At 64.4% G+C, this 18,870-nt stretch carries 28 protein-coding genes; 2 read left to right on the forward strand and 26 right to left on the reverse strand.

What is annotated here, in order from left to right:
- Positions 1-70 precede the first annotated feature (70 nt).
- Positions 71-502: a response regulator gene (locus O6W96_RS06285; RefSeq protein ID WP_093396871.1), complete on the reverse strand. Its 432-nt coding sequence runs from the start codon at positions 500-502 to the stop codon at positions 71-73.
- Positions 503-622: 120 nt separating this feature from the next.
- On the opposite strand from O6W96_RS06285, the gene O6W96_RS06290 reads away from it, so the two are divergent.
- Both O6W96_RS06290 and rsmD read left to right on the forward strand, forming a co-directional pair.
- The gene (locus O6W96_RS06290) at positions 623-2,203 is read left to right on the forward strand and encodes a pseudouridine synthase (RefSeq protein WP_353468785.1); all 1,581 of its coding nucleotides are present in this window, start codon (positions 623-625) and stop codon (positions 2,201-2,203) included.
- Complete coding sequence (gene rsmD / locus O6W96_RS06295) at positions 2,203-2,745, forward strand: 16S rRNA (guanine(966)-N(2))-methyltransferase RsmD (protein ID WP_060524136.1); 543 nt, start codon at positions 2,203-2,205, stop codon at positions 2,743-2,745. The genes O6W96_RS06290 and rsmD overlap by 1 nt, the downstream gene beginning before the upstream one ends.
- 33 nt (positions 2,746-2,778) lie before the next feature.
- Here the strand turns inward: rsmD and O6W96_RS06300 are convergent, their stop codons facing one another.
- The 25 genes from O6W96_RS06300 to rplC form a co-directional block, all read right to left on the reverse strand.
- Positions 2,779-4,038: an MFS transporter gene (locus O6W96_RS06300; protein WP_353469370.1), complete on the reverse strand. Its 1,260-nt coding sequence runs from the start codon at positions 4,036-4,038 to the stop codon at positions 2,779-2,781.
- A gap of 172 nt (positions 4,039-4,210) precedes the next feature.
- A complete protein-coding gene (locus O6W96_RS06305; RefSeq protein WP_353468786.1) occupies positions 4,211-5,560 on the reverse strand; it encodes a sensor histidine kinase in 1,350 nt (449 codons plus the stop codon).
- 6 nt (positions 5,561-5,566) lie between these two features.
- Entirely contained in the window at positions 5,567-6,259 is a 693-nt protein-coding gene (locus tag O6W96_RS06310; protein ID WP_353468787.1) for a response regulator transcription factor, read from the reverse strand.
- Positions 6,260-6,742: 483 nt separating this feature from the next.
- Positions 6,743-7,393, reverse strand: coding sequence for an adenylate kinase (locus tag O6W96_RS06315; protein WP_353468788.1), 651 nt, complete (start codon positions 7,391-7,393; stop codon positions 6,743-6,745).
- 52 nt (positions 7,394-7,445) lie between these two features.
- Positions 7,446-8,810: a preprotein translocase subunit SecY gene (gene secY, locus O6W96_RS06320; RefSeq protein ID WP_055872627.1), complete on the reverse strand. Its 1,365-nt coding sequence runs from the start codon at positions 8,808-8,810 to the stop codon at positions 7,446-7,448.
- Between the two features lie 303 nt (positions 8,811-9,113).
- Complete coding sequence (gene rplO / locus O6W96_RS06325; protein ID WP_056047631.1) at positions 9,114-9,656, reverse strand: 50S ribosomal protein L15; 543 nt, start codon at positions 9,654-9,656, stop codon at positions 9,114-9,116.
- A 108-nt stretch (positions 9,657-9,764) separates the two neighbouring features.
- On the reverse strand, positions 9,765-9,941 hold the full coding sequence (gene rpmD / locus O6W96_RS06330) for a 50S ribosomal protein L30 (RefSeq protein WP_055872633.1): 177 nt from the start codon (positions 9,939-9,941) through the stop codon (positions 9,765-9,767).
- Between the two features lie 6 nt (positions 9,942-9,947).
- The gene (rpsE, locus tag O6W96_RS06335) at positions 9,948-10,742 is read right to left on the reverse strand and encodes a 30S ribosomal protein S5 (RefSeq protein WP_060524133.1); all 795 of its coding nucleotides are present in this window, start codon (positions 10,740-10,742) and stop codon (positions 9,948-9,950) included.
- Positions 10,743-10,745: 3 nt separating this feature from the next.
- The gene (gene rplR / locus O6W96_RS06340; protein ID WP_031393749.1) at positions 10,746-11,102 is read right to left on the reverse strand and encodes a 50S ribosomal protein L18; all 357 of its coding nucleotides are present in this window, start codon (positions 11,100-11,102) and stop codon (positions 10,746-10,748) included.
- Entirely contained in the window at positions 11,102-11,635 is a 534-nt protein-coding gene (rplF, locus tag O6W96_RS06345) for a 50S ribosomal protein L6 (RefSeq protein WP_353468789.1), read from the reverse strand. The genes rplR and rplF overlap by 1 nt, the downstream gene beginning before the upstream one ends.
- Positions 11,635-12,030, reverse strand: coding sequence for a 30S ribosomal protein S8 (gene rpsH, locus O6W96_RS06350; RefSeq protein ID WP_031393751.1), 396 nt, complete (start codon positions 12,028-12,030; stop codon positions 11,635-11,637). Before rpsH ends, rplF begins: the two co-directional genes overlap by 1 nt.
- Positions 12,031-12,040: 10 nt before the next feature.
- Positions 12,041-12,346, reverse strand: a complete 306-nt coding sequence (gene rpsN / locus O6W96_RS06355; protein ID WP_056015537.1) for a 30S ribosomal protein S14 — start codon at positions 12,344-12,346, stop codon at positions 12,041-12,043.
- A 158-nt stretch (positions 12,347-12,504) separates the two neighbouring features.
- A complete protein-coding gene (gene rplE / locus O6W96_RS06360; protein ID WP_082441396.1) occupies positions 12,505-13,068 on the reverse strand; it encodes a 50S ribosomal protein L5 in 564 nt (187 codons plus the stop codon).
- 52 nt (positions 13,069-13,120) lie between these two features.
- On the reverse strand, positions 13,121-13,438 hold the full coding sequence (rplX, locus tag O6W96_RS06365) for a 50S ribosomal protein L24 (protein ID WP_056047623.1): 318 nt from the start codon (positions 13,436-13,438) through the stop codon (positions 13,121-13,123).
- Positions 13,438-13,806 (reverse strand): 50S ribosomal protein L14, encoded by a 369-nt coding sequence (gene rplN / locus O6W96_RS06370; protein WP_031393755.1) that lies wholly within the window; start codon positions 13,804-13,806, stop codon positions 13,438-13,440. Before rplN ends, rplX begins: the two co-directional genes overlap by 1 nt.
- Before the next feature lie 163 nt (positions 13,807-13,969).
- Positions 13,970-14,242, reverse strand: coding sequence for a 30S ribosomal protein S17 (gene rpsQ, locus O6W96_RS06375; RefSeq protein WP_031393756.1), 273 nt, complete (start codon positions 14,240-14,242; stop codon positions 13,970-13,972).
- A 10-nt stretch (positions 14,243-14,252) separates the two neighbouring features.
- Positions 14,253-14,459: a 50S ribosomal protein L29 gene (gene rpmC, locus O6W96_RS06380; protein WP_093396863.1), complete on the reverse strand. Its 207-nt coding sequence runs from the start codon at positions 14,457-14,459 to the stop codon at positions 14,253-14,255.
- A 4-nt stretch (positions 14,460-14,463) separates the two neighbouring features.
- A complete protein-coding gene (gene rplP, locus O6W96_RS06385; protein WP_031393758.1) occupies positions 14,464-14,898 on the reverse strand; it encodes a 50S ribosomal protein L16 in 435 nt (144 codons plus the stop codon).
- A 15-nt stretch (positions 14,899-14,913) separates the two neighbouring features.
- Positions 14,914-15,621, reverse strand: a complete 708-nt coding sequence (gene rpsC / locus O6W96_RS06390; protein ID WP_055872646.1) for a 30S ribosomal protein S3 — start codon at positions 15,619-15,621, stop codon at positions 14,914-14,916.
- Entirely contained in the window at positions 15,621-15,998 is a 378-nt protein-coding gene (rplV, locus tag O6W96_RS06395) for a 50S ribosomal protein L22 (protein ID WP_056047621.1), read from the reverse strand. Before rplV ends, rpsC begins: the two co-directional genes overlap by 1 nt.
- Positions 15,998-16,273: a 30S ribosomal protein S19 gene (gene rpsS, locus O6W96_RS06400; RefSeq protein ID WP_031393761.1), complete on the reverse strand. Its 276-nt coding sequence runs from the start codon at positions 16,271-16,273 to the stop codon at positions 15,998-16,000. The genes rplV and rpsS overlap by 1 nt, the downstream gene beginning before the upstream one ends.
- 1 nt (position 16,274) lies before the next feature.
- Positions 16,275-17,114 carry a 50S ribosomal protein L2 gene (gene rplB, locus O6W96_RS06405; protein ID WP_055872649.1) on the reverse strand — a complete coding sequence of 280 codons (840 nt, stop codon included), beginning with the start codon at positions 17,112-17,114 and terminating at the stop codon, positions 16,275-16,277.
- 4 nt (positions 17,115-17,118) lie between these two features.
- Positions 17,119-17,433 (reverse strand): 50S ribosomal protein L23, encoded by a 315-nt coding sequence (locus O6W96_RS06410; RefSeq protein WP_056047618.1) that lies wholly within the window; start codon positions 17,431-17,433, stop codon positions 17,119-17,121.
- Entirely contained in the window at positions 17,426-18,052 is a 627-nt protein-coding gene (gene rplD / locus O6W96_RS06415) for a 50S ribosomal protein L4 (protein ID WP_353468790.1), read from the reverse strand. Before rplD ends, O6W96_RS06410 begins: the two co-directional genes overlap by 8 nt.
- 2 nt (positions 18,053-18,054) lie before the next feature.
- Positions 18,055-18,804 (reverse strand): 50S ribosomal protein L3, encoded by a 750-nt coding sequence (gene rplC, locus O6W96_RS06420; RefSeq protein ID WP_353468791.1) that lies wholly within the window; start codon positions 18,802-18,804, stop codon positions 18,055-18,057.
- Positions 18,805-18,870 lie beyond the last annotated feature (66 nt).

Consider the following 18,870-nt stretch of genomic DNA (forward strand, 5'->3'; position numbering starts at 1 on the left):
CTCGCTTGCGCGGACCCTAACGGGAAATTGTGGATGCGCTACCCGTCAGGCGACGGAGCGTGGGGAAACGTCACGCCGTCCGCGGAAACAACGTGAAGCCAGACGGTACGCGTGTCGGCTTGCGGCCACCGAGCATTGCCTCGATCGCCTCGATCGCGGCGATCAGGTCGCGCGGCATGTACGGCTTGGCCATGCAGCCCGCGGCCAACGTAGTCGCCTCGACCGGGCAGCTTCCCGTCACGAACATCACTGGCACGCCGCGGGCCTGTGCCGCGCGTGCGACGTCGATGCCGGAGCCGTCCGCTAGGTTCACGTCGACCAGCACCAGATCGATCACCGTGTCGCTCGCCAGGATCGGCAAAGCCTCCGCGACGCGGTCGATCGTCGCGACGATCGTGAACTTCGCGTCGGTGAGGAAATATTCGGTGTCGAACGCGACCAGCGGTTCGTCCTCGACCACGAGGAGCCGGACGATCTGTCGCTTCTTCTTCCCGAACAACATCGCCGAAAGACCCCCGGATGCGCACGAAGGATCGTTACGCTCGCGTGTCCTAACGCGCTTGCGGGCGAACGGTCGCAAATATTTTCGCGCTGGACGCCGATCCATAGTATCAGCCGCGCCATGACGACTTCAAAAGACGATAACCCGACTGCCAGCCCGTCGAACGACGCGCCCGCAACCTCCCCCGAAACGCCGGCCGCACCGATCAAGGGCGACCGTATCGCCAAGCTGCTCGCGCGCGCCGGGATCGCCTCGCGCCGCGATATCGAGCGGATGATCGCCGAGGGCCGCGTCGCGCTGAACGGCAGCATTCTCGATACACCTGCGACCATCCTGCGAAACCTCAACGGCGTGACGGTCGATGGCGATCCGGTCGAGGCACCCAGTTCGGCTCGGCTGTTCCTGTATCACAAGCCGACCGGGCTGCTCGTCACCGAGCGCGATCCCGCCGGCCGTACGACGATATACGACCGCCTGCCGCAGGATCTGCCGCGGCTGGTGCCGGTCGGGCGGCTCGATCTCAACACCGAGGGGCTGTTGCTGATGACCACCGATGGTGGGCTCAAGCGCCAGCTCGAGCTGCCCGCAACGGGTGTCGAGCGTGCCTATCGCGCGCGTGCGTATGGCAACATCACGCAGCCGCAGCTCGAGGAACTGATCGAGGGTATCGAGATCGAAGGCGTCCGCTACGGCTCGATCAACGCGAATATCGAGCGGCGTACCGGGGCGAACGTGTGGATCGAGATGATCCTGACCGAGGGCAAGAATCGCGAAGTCCGCCGCGTGCTGGAGCATCTCGGGTTGCAGGTCTCGCGGCTGATCCGGACACGTTATGGTCCGTTCGTGCTCGGCGACCTGCCGCCCGGGCAGATCGGCGAAGTGCTTCAGCACGACGTCGTCGCGTTCCAGAAGGAGCTGGCGAAGGGACGGCCGGAGGGTCCAGGCGCACGCGCGAATATCGGGATCAGCGCGAGTGCCGGTGCTGGGGCCGGGATCGGCGCGCGGTCTAGCCAGCGTGGCAGCAATGCGCCGCGGCCTGCGCCGGCGGCACGGCCGGCGCAGGGTGCGCGTCCAGTTTCGGGCACGCGGCCGGCTGCTGGCGTGCGTACGCCGGTTCGCAGTCCGTATGCGGCGCCTGCAAGCTCGGGCTTTTCGAGCAGCGCGGTACCGACCGATCGGCCTTCGCGACCGGCACGTCCGGAGCGGATCCGTCCGACCGCGGCGATGCAGCGCGGCGACGTCAACGATCCCTGGGCGCGGCCCGATATCCGCAATGCCGCGCGGCCGGCGGGAACGCATCACGCCCGGCCGACGAGTGGCGAGACGTCCAAGCCGTATGTGCGGCAGGAGCGTGCGGATCGCGGCGAGGAGCTGAGCACGAACCCAAAGATCAAGCATTTCCGCGCCGCCAAGCCACCGCGGGAGCGCGCGGCGCCGTCGCGCGTCGGTGCCGGCGCTACCGTGCAGCGTCAGGAGCAGCCGCGGGGCTTCCGTCCGCAGGCCGACGATTCGCGGGGGCGCAGCTCGCTCGACAAGCGCGCGGCGCGGAGTGCCAGCGGGCGTCCGGGTGCCGAGCCACGGCCGGTGCGATCGGAGGGTCCGGCGCGGCCTGAACGCGGCAGTCGTCCTACGGCACCGGGCAAGGGTCCGTCGGGAGGGCGCGGTCATCCGCCCCGTGCACCACGTGGAGGGAAGCGCTGATGCGGATCATCGCAGGCCAATGGCGCGGTCGCCCGATCGTCGCGCCCAAGGGTGACTCCACGCGCCCCACCGCCGACCGGATGCGCGAGACTTTGTTTTCGATGCTGACGAGCCGTGTCGGAAGCTTCGAGGGGTTGGCGGTCGCCGATCTGTTCGCCGGCTCGGGCGCGCTCGGGATTGAGGCACTCTCGCGCGGTGCGGCGACGTGCATGTTCGTCGAATCGGACAAGCTGGCTGTCGACGCGCTGAAGGCGAACCTCGCCAAGCTGGAAATCCGCGGTGACGTCCGCGCGACGTCGGTGATGGCGCTCGGTCCCGCGCCGGCGCCGCTGGATGTGATCCTGATGGATCCGCCCTACAACACCGGTGCCGGACTGGTCGCGCTCGACAAGCTGTCGCGACTGGGTTGGGTCGGGCCAGCGACGTGGATCAGCCTGGAGACGGCGAAGGCCGAGGTCGTCGAACTGGCCGGCTTCGAGGTCGACGCCACACGCGTGCACGGCAAGGCGCGGCTGACGCTCTTGCGGCCAGTGTCTGCGTAAAGGCATGCTCTCCCGCAGAGGCGGGAGAGCATTCTACCTATCGGTCGTGCGGCCAAGGATTAGCAGCCCGCCAAGGCTCAGCACCCCGGCCGCCATCAGATACCCACCGACCAGCCACAACCCATGCGGCGCCAACGCCTCCGCGACGATCGGCGCGAGCGCACCGCCGAGCACGCCGCCAAGGTTGAACGTCATCGATACGCCGGTGTAGCGCACCCCCGCCGGGAACAGGCTCGGCAGCCACCCACCGAGCGGTCCGTACGCGAACCCCATCACGAACAGCGCGCCCGACAGCCACAGCCACACCGTGAACAGCGATCCCGAGCCCAGCATCGGTCCCATCAGCGCGCCGACACCGATGCACCCGGCAAACCCGATCGCGAGCATCCGCGCCGCGGAATGCCGGTCCGCGAGCACGCTGGCCACGATCACGCCGCCCGCGAGGAACCAGATCGCGACGAGTTCGACGCCGAGGAAAGCCTCGCGTGAATAGCCGAGCGTCTTGGTGCCGTAGCCAAGCGCGAAGGCGGTCGCGAGATAGAACAGCGCGAAGCATGCGATCACACCGAACGTGCCCGCCAGCGTCGCGCGGAGATGATGCTTCAGGAGCGTCGCAATCGGCACCTTGGGGAGCGCCTCGGTAGCCTCCGCTTCGAGGAAGGCGGGCGTCTCGGTCAACTTGAGCCGTACCCACAGGCCAAGCCCGACCAGGATCGCGCTGAGCAGGAACGGGATGCGCCAGCCCCAGGCGAGGAACTGCGCCTCGTCGAGCACGAGTCCGATGATCAGGAAAAGCCCGTTGGCGGCGAGGAAGCCCACCGGGGCACCAAGCGGCGGGAACATCCCCCAGGTGTTCTTGCGGTGCGGCGGCGCGTTCTCGACCGCCAGCAGCGCCGCCCCGCCCCATTCGCCGCCAAGCCCGAGCCCCTGGCCCAGCCGCATCAGGCACAACAGCGCGGGGGCGATCCAGCCGACCTGCGCATAGGTCGGCAGGAAGGCGATACCGACGGTCGATCCCCCCATCAGCAACAGCGATGCGACTAGCGTCGATTTCCGTCCGATTCGATCACCGAAATGCCCGAACACGATCGCGCCGACCGGGCGTGCAACGAAGGCCAATCCGAACGTCGCATAGCTCAGCAGCAACTGCGCCGAGGCTGACTGTCCCGAAAAGAACAGCGGCCCGAACACCAGTGCCGCGGCGGTCGCGTAGATATAGAAATCGTAGAACTCGACCGCGGTGCCGACCAGGCTGGCGGCGAGGATGCGGCGGTGGGAGGCAAGCGTCGTCATGGGCACGGTCTCGCCGGGGTCGCCGTAGAGGTCAACCGATTGCAATTAATCATCCTCCCCCGCCAGGGGGAGGTGGCGCGTAGCGACGGAGGGGGAGGACACGGAGCCCAAGTTTCCCTTACCTCCCCCTCCGTCTGGCAAACGCCAGCCACCTCCCCCTTGCGGGGGAGGATCAGACTGGGAGGACTATGCGTGCGACCAAGCCCGGCGCGTTGTCGGCGAGTTCGAAACGACCGTCGTGCAAGCGGGCGACCGCTTCGATCAGCGCCATCCCAAGGCCGGCACCGGGTGTGGAGCGTGCGCTGTCGAGCCGGCCAAACCGCTTCAACGCCTGCGCACGGTCGGCGGCGGCAATGCCGGGGCCGCGGTCTTCGACCTGGATCGCGACCCCGTCGGTGCGGTGGACGATCCTAAGCGTGACTTCGCCCCCGCCGGCTCCGTGGCGGAGCGCGTTGTCGATCAGGTTGGTGATCGCCTGGCTGATCAGTTCGCGGTGGAGTTTCATCGGCGGCGGGCGGTCATCGATCGCGATCGTGAAGACGAGGCCGGCGTCCTCCGCGACGGGTTCGTAGAGTTCGCCGATCTCCTCGAGCAGGTTCGCGGGCAACACCTCGATGAAACGATCGCGCGACACCGATCCCGAACGGCTGATCTCGATCACCATCGTCAACATTCGCATCACGAGGTCGGTCTCGACCAGCAGACCGCCTAACGCAGCCTCGCGCGCGTCCGGATCCGCGATCAGCACCGCCTGCTCGGTCTTGGTGCGCAGGCGCGCGAGTGGCGAACGGAGGTCGTGCGCGAGACTGTCGGTGACGATCCGCAGTTCGGCCATCACGCCTTCGAGTTTGCCGAGCATGACGTTGAGCCGCGCAGCAAGGCGATCGAACGCATCGCCGCCACCCGCGATCATGTCGACGCGCCGCGAAAGGTCACCCTCGCCTGCCGCTTCGATCGCCTTGGCGATACCGTCGAGACGGCGGCTGACGTAGCGCGTGAGGACCAGCCCGCCGATCACGCCGAGCGCCAGCGACAGGAACACGGCCACCGCCAGCGCCCGCTCGATCGCGCGTTCCTCCGCAGCGATCAGGTCGAGGTTGCGGCCGGTGAGCAGCCAGTAATTACCAAGCGGATGCAGCGCATACCCGGTCTCGCGTGCCGACCAGAGTTCGTCCGCGCCGAGTCGCGCGATCCGGAACTGCGTGATGCGAAGCGGTACGGCCAGGCGTGCGGGAGAAATGCCGACAACCGCGCGGCCTTTGGGATCGATCACGGCCAGTACCAGCGAGACGTCACCCGGAACCACGGCACTGTCGATCGCCTGCCGAACCGCGGTCAGTCCACCACTGCGCCACACGGCGCGCAGGGCCTCGGATTGTTCAGTGGTCTCGCGACGGATCGCGTCGATCGCATCGGCACTGGTGGTCTTCCAGACGAAGCCGACCAGTGCGAGGTTGGACACCAGCGCCAGAGCGATCGACAGCAACGCGATCCGAGCGGTTACCGAAAAGCGGATTACCACCCCGGATCAGCCTTCGACGGCGAGTCGGTATCCTGCCCCGCGCACCGTGTGCAGGATCGGGGTGGGAAAGCCGTCCTCGAGCTTGCGGCGAAGGCGGCCGATATGGACGTCGACTACGTTCGAGCCCGGGTCGAAGTGATAGTTCCAGATCTTCTCGAGCATCATAGTGCGCGTCACCACCTGGCCGGCGTGGCGGGCGAGGAACTCAAGCAGGTTGAACTCACGTGCGCCGAGCGGGATCGAGCGGCCGGCGCGCGAGACGGCGCGGGCGAGCAGGTCGATCTCCAGGTCGCCGACCGAAAGCTTCGTCTTTTGCGGCTCGGTCGCGGCGCGGTCGGAGCGACGGAGCATGGCTTCGATCCGGGCGGATAGCTCGGCGAACGAGAAGGGCTTGCAGAGGTAATCGTCGGCGCCGGCCTTCAGGCCATCGACGCGGTCGTCGACGGCGGCGAGCGCAGAGAGGATCAGGACAGGCGTGGCGATACCTGCGGCGCGAATCGCGCTGACCATCGACAGGCCGTCGAGGCCGGGCAGCATGCGGTCTGCGATGATAAGGTCGAAGATGCCCTCGCTGGCGAGAAACAGGCCATCGCGGCCGTCGGCGCAGGCTTCAATCGCGTGCCCGGCTTCGGCCAGACCCTTGGCAAGATAGGCGGATGTCGACGCATCGTCCTCGACGATCAAAATCTTGCGGCTCAACGCGGTATCACCTTCCCTGCCACCGAAATCGGTCACTATCTCCTGCCCTCATAAACGGAAAGGCCGGCGGAAAGAAGTCTTCCCACCGGCCCCCACGGTACCCCCGGGAGTGACGGGCACCGATCTCTGGAAACTTGTGTCGCCGTTGCAGGCCACGGGTTGGTTCTAGGATCGGGTGGGAATCAGGGCGATGACCGAGAGGTGACAATTGCGTCATGTTGATGCGTATTGCGGGATGCACATAACTCCACATGCAGTGCGAATGAGTGCGCGATTATGAGATAACGCGAGGCGCTGCGGAGTTGAGTTCCCCCGCCCCCGTCATCCCGGCGAACGCCGGGACCCATGGTTGCGGTGCAGGTGGTGGCAGTCCGCAATCACTTGGTACGCCGTGTCCGTGGGTCCCGGCGTTCGCCGGAATGACGGGAAGTAGGGCGCGAAGGCGGGAGTCTAAACTGAGCTCCCGCCTTCGGGAGAACACACTTACTTCTTGTCGAGGATCGCAGCGATTGCGGCGCCGACGTGTGCGATGTCGGCCATGCCGTCGACGCGGTGGACTAGGCCTCGAGCGTCGTAGATCGGCAGGATCGGCGCGGTCTTGCCGCGGTATTCGGCCATGCGCTTGTGGACCGTCTCCGCATTGTCGTCGGGACGGCGCTTGAACTCGGTCGAGCCGCAGACATCGCAGACGCCCGCTACGACCGGCTTCTTGTAGCGGTCGTGATAGCCCGTGCCGCACTTGGCACAGGTGTAGCGGCCGACGACGCGGTCGATCAATGCGGCTTCGTCGACCCCCAGTTCGATGACGTAGTCGAGCGTGCGACCACGATCGGCGAGCAGACCGTCGAGCGCTTCGGCCTGCGCCGCGGTCCGTGGATAGCCGTCGAAGATAACGCCGTTCGCCGTGTCCGGCTGGTCGAGACGCTCGCCGATAATGCCCGACACGATCTCGTCAGATACGAGACCGCCGGACTCCATAACCGACTTTGCCTGGAGGCCGACCGGCGTTCCGGCGGCGACCGCTGCACGCAGCATGTCGCCGGTCGAAAGCTGCACCATGCCGCGCTCGTTGACGAGCGTGGCGGCTTGGGTGCCCTTGCCCGCGCCAGGCGGTCCAAGAAGGATGATATTCACGAAACGCACTCCCCTCGTTCGTGCAGGAATTAAACCGGGTTAGCCCCGCAACTTAACGAAGTCGATTGCCCTTGAGCTTCGCCTTCTTGATCAGATCGCCATACTGGTGCGCCAGCAAATGCGACTGAATCTGCGTCACCGTGTCCATCGTCACGTTGACGACGATCAGCAGGCTGGTGCCACCAAGATAGAACGGGATCTGCAACGCGGTCACCAGATATTCCGGCAACAGGCAGATGATCGTCAGATACGCCGCACCGATCACGGTGATGCGCGTCAGCACGTAATCGAAGTAATTCTCGGTGTTCTTGCCCGGACGGATGCCGGGAATGAACCCGCCGTTGCGCTTCAGGTTGTCGGCGGTTTCCTCGGGGTTGAAGACGACCGCGGTGTAGAAGAACGAGAAGAAGATGATGCCGGCGCCGTACAGCAACATGTACACGGGCGAGCCGTGCTGCAGGTACTGGTTGAGGGTGATGATGAAATCACCCCACTTCGATTCGCCCGCGACACGCTGGCCGGCGAACTGCGAGATCGTCAGCGGCATCAGCAACAGCGACGACGCGAAGATCGGCGGGATCACGCCGGCGGTGTTGATCTTCAGCGGCAGATGGCTGCGATCGGCCTGCATGCCGCGCTGCGTCTGGCGCTTGGGATACTGGATCAGGATGCGGCGCTGCGCGCGCTCCATGAAGCAGATGAAGAGGATCAGCACGACCACCGCGACGACGATGCCGATCAGCTTGATCGGATCGAGCGAGCCGGAACGGCCACCTTCGAGCAGGTTGACGAGCGTGACGGGCAGATGCGCGACGATGCCGGCCATGATGATCAGCGAGACACCGTTGCCGATACCGCGGCTGGTGATCTGCTCGCCGAGCCACATCAGGAACATCGTACCGCCGATCAGCGAGATGACCGCGGCGACGCGGAACATCATGCCGGGCTCGATGACCGCCTGGATACCTTGTGCCGCGCCGAGCGTCTCAAGGCCGACGGCGATGAAATAGCCCTGCACCGCGGTCAGGCCGACGGTGCCGTAGCGCGTGTACTGGTTGAGCCGCTTGCGGCCCGATTCGCCGTCCTTCTTGATGGCGGCGAGCGTCGGCGACAGCGAAGTCGCGAGCTGCACCACGATCGAGGCGGTGATGTAAGGCATCACGCCGAGCGCGATCAGCGACATGCGGCTGAGCGAACCACCCGAGAAGGTGTTGAAGAAATCGAGCACGCCGCCCTGCGTCTGCTGCGAGAGCAGGCCGAGCGCGGTCGGGTCGACACCCGGCAGCGGGACATAGCTGAGCAGGCGGAAAATGATCAGCGCACCGATCGTGAACCACAACCGCTTCTTGAGGTCGGTCGCCTTCGCGAATTTCGAAAGGCTGATGCTTTGCGCCATCTGGTCGGCTGCGGATGCCATGCGTGTGATCGTCCTGGAAACAAAGAAGGCGGGATGCGTTGTGACCGCCCCCGCCGCTCATATAGGCGCACGGGCGCGCTTGTCTAATGGCTAAGGCTACTTCCGGTCGCCCCATGCCCCGTTCGTCCTGAGCGAAGTCGAAGGACATTGCCCCAAGTGACGTACCCTTCGACATCGCTCAGTGCGAACGGAGGAAGGGAAATCGCTGAACGGCGACAGGTCAGAAGTGGGCGACGGGAATACGCCAGGTCAGGTAAATAAAAAGGGGGCCAGCGCTTTCGCACCCACCCCCTTTAGTTCGGCTTAAGCCTTGAACGACGCCTTGTGCGCCGCACGCTCCTTGTACTTCACGCCCTTCTTGGCGGCAGCCTTCTCGGCTGCGGGGACGAAGTGGATCACCTCGACCTTGCCGCCGATCTTCTCGACCGCTTCGATCGCGCCCTTCGACGCGCCGTCGACGGTGAACGAGAGGACCGTGGTCAGCTCGCCCTTGGCGAGGAGGCGGACGCCGTCCTTGCCGCCGCGCGCCAGGCCAGCGGCCTTCAGCGCGTCGTGGTCGAGCGTGGCGTTCGCCTCGATCTTGCCGGCATCGACCGCAAGCTGGATCGCGCCGAGATTGACCTCTGCGAAGTCCTTGCGGAAGATGTTGTTGAAGCCGCGCTTAGGCAGACGCATGTGCAGTGGCATCTGGCCACCTTCGAAGCCGGCGATGGACACGCCCTCGCGGCTCTTCTGGCCCTTCTGGCCGCGGCCTGCGGTCTTGCCCTTGCCCGAGCCGATGCCGCGTCCGACGCGCATCTTGGACTTACGGGCACCTTCGTTATCGCGGAGTTCGTTGAGCTTCATGGTAATGCACTCGCTTTCGCTTGTTACGCGCTGGTTGGATAGAATCTGTAATAAGAAAGGGGGCCGTTAGCCCCCTTCCCCGTATTTGTCACTAGGTAGCGTGAAGGCTCAGCCTTCGACGGATACCATGTGCTGCACCTTGCGGATCATGCCGCGGACCTCTGGGCTGTCTTCCAGCTCGCGGGTCTTGTGCATCTTGTTGAGACCGAGACCGATCAGCGTTGCGCGCTGATCCTTCTCGCGGCGGATCGGCGAACCGGTCTGCGTGATCTTGATGGTTGCCATGATCGCTTACTCCGTGATCGCAGCTGCATCGGCCTCGGCGGTCTTCGAACCACCATGGCCGAGCAGGTCGGCGATCTTCTTGCCGCGACGCTGTGCGACGGCCTTGGGCGAGGTCTGCTCGCCAAGGGCCTCGAACGTGGCGCGGATCATGTTGTAGGGGTTCGACGTGCCGACCGACTTGGTCACAACGTCCGCAACGCCCAGCGATTCGAAGACTGCGCGCATCGGGCCACCGGCGATGATGCCCGTACCCTGAGGCGCCGACCGCAGCGTGACCTTGCCGGCACCGAAGTGACCGTTGCCGTCATGATGCAGCGTGCGACCGTCCTTCAACGGAACGCGAACCATCTTCTTCTTGGCAGCAGCCGTCGCCTTCGAGATGGCTTCCGGCACTTCGCGTGCCTTGCCATGACCGAAGCCTGCACGACCCTTGCCGTCGCCGACGACGACGAGTGCTGCGAAGCCGAAGCGCTTACCGCCCTTGACCGTCTTCGAGACGCGGTTGATGTGCACCAGCTTCTCGATCAGCTCTTCGCCGCCATCGTCCGCACCGGGACGACCGCCACGATTGTCGCGACCGCGACCGCCGTCGCGACCACCGCGGTTGCCGCCCGGGCCACCGCTGCGGTTGCCGCCGGGGCCACCACGACCGCCGCCGCCGCCGCCACCGGGACCGCCGCGACCGCGACCGCCACCGTTGTTGCCCTGGTAGCCAGTGCTCTGCGGGACATTCTGAGCCGTGACGTCCTGTGCGGTCGTCTCGGGAGCGATTACTGCCGGCGTGTTGTTTTCGTCAGCCATGTCTTAGAACTCCAATCCGGCTTCGCGTGCGGCATCGGCAAGAGCCTTCACGCGACCGTGGTAGAGGAAGCCGCCGCGATCGAACACGACCTGGGTCACGCCCGCTGCCTTGGCAGCCTCGGCAACGCGCTTGCCGACCGAAGTCGCCGCGTCGATGTTGGCGCCGGACGTGCCGCGCACGTCCTTCTCCAGCGTCGAGGCCGATGCGACCGTCGTGCCAGCGGCATCGTCGATCACCTGGGCATAGATGTGCTTGCCAGAACGATGCACCGACAACCGCGGACGGGTGCCTGCACGTGCGCGGAGCGCGGTACGGTTGCGGCGGCGCCGCTTGGCGAAAAGAGAAAGTCCCTTGGTCATTACTTCTTCTTCCCTTCCTTGCGGAAGATGAACTCGCCGTCGTACTTGATACCCTTGCCCTTGTAAGGCTCGGGCTTGCGCCACTGACGAATTTCCGCGGCCAGCTGACCGACCATCTGCTTGTCCGAACCCGAGATCTCGATCGTCGTGTTGTCGGGGGTCTTCACTTCGATCCCCTCCGGCACGTCGATGTTGACGTCGTGGCTGTAGCCGAGCTGCAGCTTGAGGTTGCGACCCTGCGCTGCGGCACGATAGCCGACGCCGGTGATCAGCAGCTTCTTGGTGAAGCCTTCCGACACGCCGGTGACCAGGTTCTGCACCATGGTCCGCTGCATGCCCCAGAACGCGCGAGCGCGCTTGGTGTCGTTGGCCGGCTGCACCGAAATGCCGCCGTCTTCGATCGTGTAGCTGATCTCGTCACGAAGCGGCATCTTGAGGGTACCCTTGGGGCCCTTCATCGTCAGCTGCTTGTTCTCAATGGTCGGCGTAATGTCTGCCGGTACGGTGACCGGCTTCTTACCAATGCGGCTCATCAGAACACCTCCGCGAGGACTTCGCCGCCGACGTTCTGCTCGCGTGCTTCGGAATCCGAAAGCACGCCGCGGGGCGTCGAGACGATGGTGATGCCGAGGCCGTTACGGACGCGCGGGAGTTCCTGCGAGCCGGAATAGACGCGACGGCCGGGCTTCGAGACGCGCGCGACATGCTTGATCGCAGGCTGGCCCTCGAAATACTTCAGCTCGATGCGAAGGCCGGCCGCGGGGCCCATCTGCTCTTCGCTATAGCCACGGATATAGCCTTCGCGCTGCAGAACGTCGAGCACGCGGACGCGCAGCTTCGACGCCGGCGTAAGGACGGAGTCCTTCTTCGCGCGCTGGCCATTACGGATACGGGTGAGCAAATCACCCAGGGGATCGGTCACTGCCATGATTTAGTCCTTACCAGCTCGACTTCGTGACGCCGGGGATGAGGCCCTTGTTGGCCAGATCGCGCAGCTGAATACGGCAGAGCCGGAACTTGCGGTAATAGGCGCGCGGGCGACCGGTCAGCTCGCACCGGTTACGGATGCGGGTCGGGTTCGCGTTGCGCGGCAGTGCCGCCATCTTGAGGCGAGCGATCAGACGCTCACCATCGTCGAGCGTCTTGTCCGCTGCGATCGCCTTCAGTGCCGCGTACTTCGGGGCATACTGCTTGACCATGCGCTTGCGGCGCTCGTTCTTGTTGACTGAACTCAGTTTCGCCATCGACTTAAGTTCTTTCTTTCTTCTGCCCCCTCGCCCCTCCGGGGAGAGGGTCGGGGTGAGGGGCAGCCCAGCAGGACCGCGCCTCCAGTTTTCGGGCGGGGCGAGGGAGACTCACTCCCCCTCACCCCAACCCTCTCCCCGAGGGGAGAGGGCGTTACTTAAGCTGCCTTCTTCTCGTCGGCAGCGTCGTCTTCGATCGGGAACGGGAAACCGAACAGACGGAGAAGCTCGCGAGCCTCGTCGTCCGTCTTTGCGGTCGTCGTCACGATCACATCCATGCCACGGACCTTGTCGACCCGGTCATAGCTGATTTCTGGGAACACGATCTGCTCCTTGATACCGCAGGCATAGTTGCCGCGGCCATCGAAGCTCTTCGGGTTGAGCCCGCGGAAATCGCGGACGCGGGGAAGAGCGATCGTGATGAAACGGTCGAGAAACTCGTACATGCGCTCGCGGCGAAGGGTGACCTTCACGCCGATCGGCATGCCTTCACGCAGCTTGAACTGCGCGATCGACTTCTTGGCCTTCGTCACGACAGGCTTCTGGCCGGCGATCAGCTCCATTTCGGAAGCAGCCTGGTCGACCTTCTTCTTGTCCTGCGTGGCTTCGCCGACGCCCATGTTCAGCACGATCTTGTCGAGCCGCGGGATCTCCATGACGTTCTTGTACCCGAACTTCTCGGTCATCGCCTTGATGATCGTCTCGTCGTACAGCTTGCGCATGCGCGCGACGTAGACGGCCTCGGTGCCGGTGTTCTCAGCGCCAGTGTTCTGATCAACCATTGATCTTCTCCCCGGTCTTGACGGCGACGCGGACCTTCTTGCCGTCCTGCTCCTCGAAGCGGACGCGGGTCGGCTTGCCGTCTGCGGTCACGTGCGCGACCTTCGAAACGTGCATCGGTGCTTCCTTGCGGATCAGGCCACCCTGCGGGTCACCCTGAGTCGGCTTGGTGTGGCGCACGGCGATGTTGACGCCCGATACGACGACCTTGTCGGTCTTCGGCATGGAGACGGTGACTTCACCGGTCTTGCCCTTGTCCTTGCCGGACAGGACGATGACCTTGTCACCCTTCTTGATACGCTGCGACGCCATTACAGCACCTCCGGCGCGAGGCTGATGATCTTCATGTGCTTCTTGCCGCGCAGTTCGCGAACGACTGGGCCGAAGATACGGGTGCCGATCGGCTCCTCGTTCTTGTTGACCAGCACCGCGGCGTTGCCGTCGAAGCGGATGACCGTACCGTCTGCACGGCGGATATCCTTGGCGGTACGCACAATCACCGCGCGGTGAACGTCGCCCTTCTTCACACGGCCACGTGGCTGCGCTTCCTTGATGCTGACGACGATGATGTCGCCAACGCCTGCAACACGACGCTTGGAACCCCCAAGCACCTTGATGCACTGCACCCGCTTCGCGCCGCTGTTGTCAGCGACGTCGAGATTGGACTGCATCTGGATCATGGATCCGTATCCCTTCTCTGTCTCTGGGGTCGATACCGACCGAACCCCGCCTAAAAAATCACCCCGCCACGGACGAACCGCAACGGGGAGGAGCGGCCGCTTAGCCGTTCCAGTTTACGAAAACAAGAGCGCAGGGAGTTGCCCCCCTGCCCTCGTGTTTGATTCAGCCCTCGGCCGAAGCCCGCTCTGGCGTCGCGTGGGTGTTGACCCGCTCGATCACCTTCCAGGTCTTCAGCTTGGAGATCGGTGCGGTCTCTTCGATCCGCACGGTCTCGCCCTGCTTGAACTCGTTGCTCTCGTCATGAGCATGATACTTCTTCGAGCGACGGATGATCTTCCCGTAGAGCGGGTGCTTCACCTTACGCTCGACGTTCACGACCACCGTCTTGTCGCCCTTGTCGGACACGACCAGACCGGTCAGCACGCGCTTCGGCATGATATTTTCCTTACTTCGCAGGCGCGGCGGTGGTGCGCTGCGCCTGGAGGGTCTTGATGCGAGCGATGTCGCGGCGGACCTCACGAACGCGGCTCGGCTTTTCGAGCTGGTTCGTGGCGGCCTGGAAGCGCAGGTTGAACTGCTCGCGCTTCAGTTCGCCGAGCGACTCCGACAGCTGGTCGTCGCTCTTGGTCTTCATGTCGTCGATACGAGCCATGATCTTACTCGCCTCCCAGATGCGAGGTGTCGCCCAGGCGGGCAACGACCTTTACCTTGATCGGCAGCTTCATGGCCGCCCGCTCGAACGCCTCGGCGGCGATCTTGCCGTCGACGCCGTCGAGCTCGAACAGGATCCGACCCGGCTTGACGCGAGCGGCCCAGTATTCCGGCGCGCCCTTGCCCTTACCCATGCGGACTTCGGCTGGCTTTCCCGAGACCGGAAGGTCTGGGAAAATGCGGATCCACAAACGCCCCTGGCGTTTCATGTGACGCGTGATCGCGCGGCGGGCCGCCTCGATCTGGCGTGCGGTGATCCGGTCGGGTTCCATCGCCTTGAGGCCGTAGGAGCCGAAATTGAGCGAGAAGCCACTCTTGGCGTCGCCCGAAATCTTGCCCTTGAAGGCCTTCCGGAACTTGGTCTTTTTTGGTTGCAGCATGTCTGTTCCTGCCCCTTAGCGACGATCGTCGCGCTGCGGCCGCACGCCGGAGGTCTGAGCCTCCATCATGATGCGGTCGTACGACGTCGGATCGTTGCCGAGAATCTCGCCCTTGAAGACCCAGACCTTCACGCCGCAAACGCCGTAGGACGTGTGCGCCGTAGCCTCGGCATAATCGATGTTCGCGCGCAGCGTGTGCAACGGAACCCGACCCTCACGATAGCTCTCCGACCGTGCGATTTCGGCGCCGCCAAGACGGCCACCGCAGTTCACCCGGATGCCCTCGGCACCGAGACGCATCGCCGACTGGACCGCACGCTTCATGGCGCGACGGAAGGCAATACGACGCTCGAGCTGATCGGCGATGCCTTGCGCGACGAGACGCGCATCGACTTCCGGCTTGCGGATCTCGACGATGTTCAGCGACACGGTCGACGACGTCATCTTGCCGATCGTCGAACGCAGCTTCTCGATGTCCGCACCCTTCTTGCCGATGATCACGCCGGGGCGTGCAGCGAAGATGGAGATACGGGCCAGCTTGGCCGGACGCTCGATGACCACCTTGGAGATCGCGGCCTGCGGCAGCGTCTTCATGATGAATGCGCGGATCTTGAGATCCTCGAGCAGGAGCCGACCATAGTCGGCGCCTTCGGCGTACCAGCGGCTATCCCAGGTACGGTTGATCTGCAGACGCAGACCGATGGGGTTGCTCTTCTGACCCATTATGCTTCTTCCTGCTCGCGCACGACGATGCGCAGACGGCTGAATGGCTTGAGAATGCGGGTCGACTTGCCGCGGCCGCGGGTAGCGAAGCGCTTCATCGTGATCGACTTGCCGACCGAAGCCTCGGCGACGACGAGTGCGTCGACGTCGAGGTTATGGTTGTTCTCGGCGTTGGCGATGGCCGAGGCCAGCACCTTGCGCGCTTCGATTGCCATGCCCTTGGTCGAGAAGGCGAGGATGTTCATCGCATCGCCGACCTTCTTGCCACGGATCAGCGCAGCCACGAGGCCGAGCTTCTGCGCGGAACCACGGATCTGCGTACCGACCGAAAGCGCCTCGTTGTCCGCGACCTTGCGCGGGCTGACTTGCTTAGACATCAGCGCTTGCCCTTCTTGTCGGCGGAGTGGCCGGGGAAGTAGCGCGTGGGCGCGAACTCACCGAGCTTCATGCCGACCATGTCTTCGTTGACCGAGACGGGCACGAACTTGCGGCCGTTATAGACGTTGAACGTGAGACCCACGAACGACGGCAGGATCGTCGAGCGACGCGACCAGGTCTTGATCGGCGAACGCGCGTTGGTGTCCTGGGCGGTTTCTGCCTTCTTGAGCAGATGAAGGTCCACGAAAGGGCCCTTCCAGACTGAACGAGCCATGTTAGCCCTTCCTCTTCGTCGAATGACGCGACCGGATGATCATCTTGTCGGTCGACTTGTTATGACGCGTGCGCGCACCCTTCGTCGGCTTGCCCCAAGGCGTAACCGGATGACGGCCACCCGAGGTACGGCCTTCACCACCGCCGTGCGGATGGTCGACCGGGTTCTTGGCGACGCCACGCGTCAGAGGACGGATGCCCATCCAGCGCGAACGGCCTGCCTTGCCCAGGTTCTGGTTCTGGTTGTCGGGGTTCGAGACCGCGCCAACCGTCGCCATGCAATCGCTGCGGATGTAGCGCTGCTCGCCCGAGTTCAGGCGGACCATCACCATGCCCTTATCGCGACCGACGACCTGCACGTACGTGCCGGCCGAACGGGCGATCTGGCCACCCTTCATCGGCTTCATCTCCACGTTGTGGACGATGGTGCCGACCGGCATCTGACCGAGTTCCATGGCATTGCCTGGCTTCACGTCGGTCTTCTTTGCCGCGAGGACCTTGTCGCCGACGGCCAGACGCTGTGGCGCCAGGATGTAGGCGAGCTCTTCGTCCGGGTACTTGACCAGAGCGATGAACGCGGTGCGGTTGGGATCATACTCGATCCGCTCGACAGTGCCTTCGACGTCCCACTTGCGACGCTTGAAGTCGATGTAGCGGTACTTCTGCTTGTGACCGCCGGCGATGCCGCGCGAGGTCACATGGCCCTTGTTGTTACGACCGCCGGTCTTGTGCTTACCTTCGGTCAGCGCCTTGACGGGGCGACCCTTCCAGAGCGACGACTTGTCGACCAGGATGAGACCGCGGCGTGCCGGCGATGTCGGATTATAATGCTTGAGTGCCATGGCCTCAGATCCCCGTCGTCACGTCGATGGACTGACCGTCCTTCAACGTCACGATTGCCTTTTTCATGTCGGAGCGCGAGTAGTTCGTGCCCTTCCACTTCTTGGTCTTGCCCTTCTGGACGAGCGTGTTCACGCCGACGACGTTCACGTCGAACAGCGCCTCAACGGCCGCCTTGATCTCGGGCTTCGTGGCATCGTTCGATACCTTGAACACAACCGCGTTGAACTCCGACAGGGTCGTCGTCTTCTCGGTGATGTGCGGCGCGAGGATAACGTCGTAATGACGATTATCGATGCCCGCCTTCTGCTTCTTAGCCATGGAAGCGCGCCTCCAGCTTTTCGACAGCGGCGCGAGTCAGCACCAGCGTGTCATGCTTCAGGATGTCGTAAACGTTCGCGCCGGCAGCCGGCATCACGTTCACTTCGTACAGGTTGCCCGCAGCGAATGCGAAGCTGGTGTCGACCATGTCGCCGTCAATGACGAGCGCACGCTTGCCGAAGCCGAGCTTTGCGAGATCGCCCTGCAGCGTCTTGGTCTTGCCACCCTCGACAGCCAGGCTGTCCATGATGACCAGCGAGCCCGCCTTGGCGTGACTGCTGAGAGCCATCCGCAGGCCGAGCGAGCGAACCTTCTTGTTCAGCGAAGGGTTGAAGTCACGGACGCGGGCGCCGTGTGCCTTACCACCACCGATGAACACAGGTGCGCGACGATCGCCGTGACGAGCCGTACCGCCGCCCTTCTGGCGACCGAACTTCTTGCCGGTGCGAGCGACGTCTGCGCGCTCACGGGTGCCACGAGCCGTCTCGCGACGCTTCTCGAGTTGCCAGGTGACGACACGGTGCAGGATGTCGGCGCGCGGATCGAGGCCGAAGACCTCGTCGCTGAGCTCGATGTCCGCTGCGTCAGTGCCGGCGAAAGATGAAACCTTGATCTTCACGCTCAGCCCTCCTGGCCGTCGGTCGCTGCGGGCGCGTCGGTCGTTTCGGCCGGCGTGTCGCTTGCGGTGTTGCTGTTTGCGGTCTTGAGACCGGCGGGGAACGGTGCGTCGGCGTGGCGCGCGACCTTCACCGAGTCCTTGACGAAGAGCCAGCCGCCCTTGGAGCCAGGAACCGAACCCTTGACGAACAGGAGACCACGCTCGACGTCCGTCGATACGATCTCGAGGTTCTGCTGGGTGCGATACTTGTCGCCCATGTGGCCGGCCATCTTCTTGTTCTTGAAGACCTTGCCCGGATCCTGGCGCTGACCGGTCGAACCGAGCGAACGGTGCGAGACCGACACGCCGTGGGTTGCCCGCAGACCACCAAAGCCCCAACGCTTCATGCCACCCTGGAAGCCCTTACCCTGGGTCTTGCCCTGGATATCGACGATCTGGCCTGCGACGTAGTGGTCGGCCGAGATTTCGGCGCCGACGTCGAGCAGGCCGTCTGCGTTCACACGGAACTCATGGACGACAGCCTTGGGCTCCACTTCGGCCTTGCCGAAATGGCCGCGCTGCGGCTTTGCGACATTCTTCGACTTGGCGACACCTGCACCAAGCTGGACGGCAGTGTAGCCGTCACGATCCATTTCGCGAACGGAAACGACCTGATTGCCTTCGAGTGCCAGAACGGTGACCGGCACGTGCCGACCATCTTCCTGGAACAGGCGGGTCATCCCCATCTTCTTCGCGATCACGCCAGTACGCATGATCTTGTCCCTTCCTAGACAGAGGCCCCGTCGGACTATTCCTCGGGGGCTTGCGGACCATGTCCG

It is taken from the genome of Sphingomonas faeni, assembly GCF_040407495.1.
GTDB classification, from domain to species: domain Bacteria; phylum Pseudomonadota; class Alphaproteobacteria; order Sphingomonadales; family Sphingomonadaceae; genus Sphingomonas; species Sphingomonas faeni_D.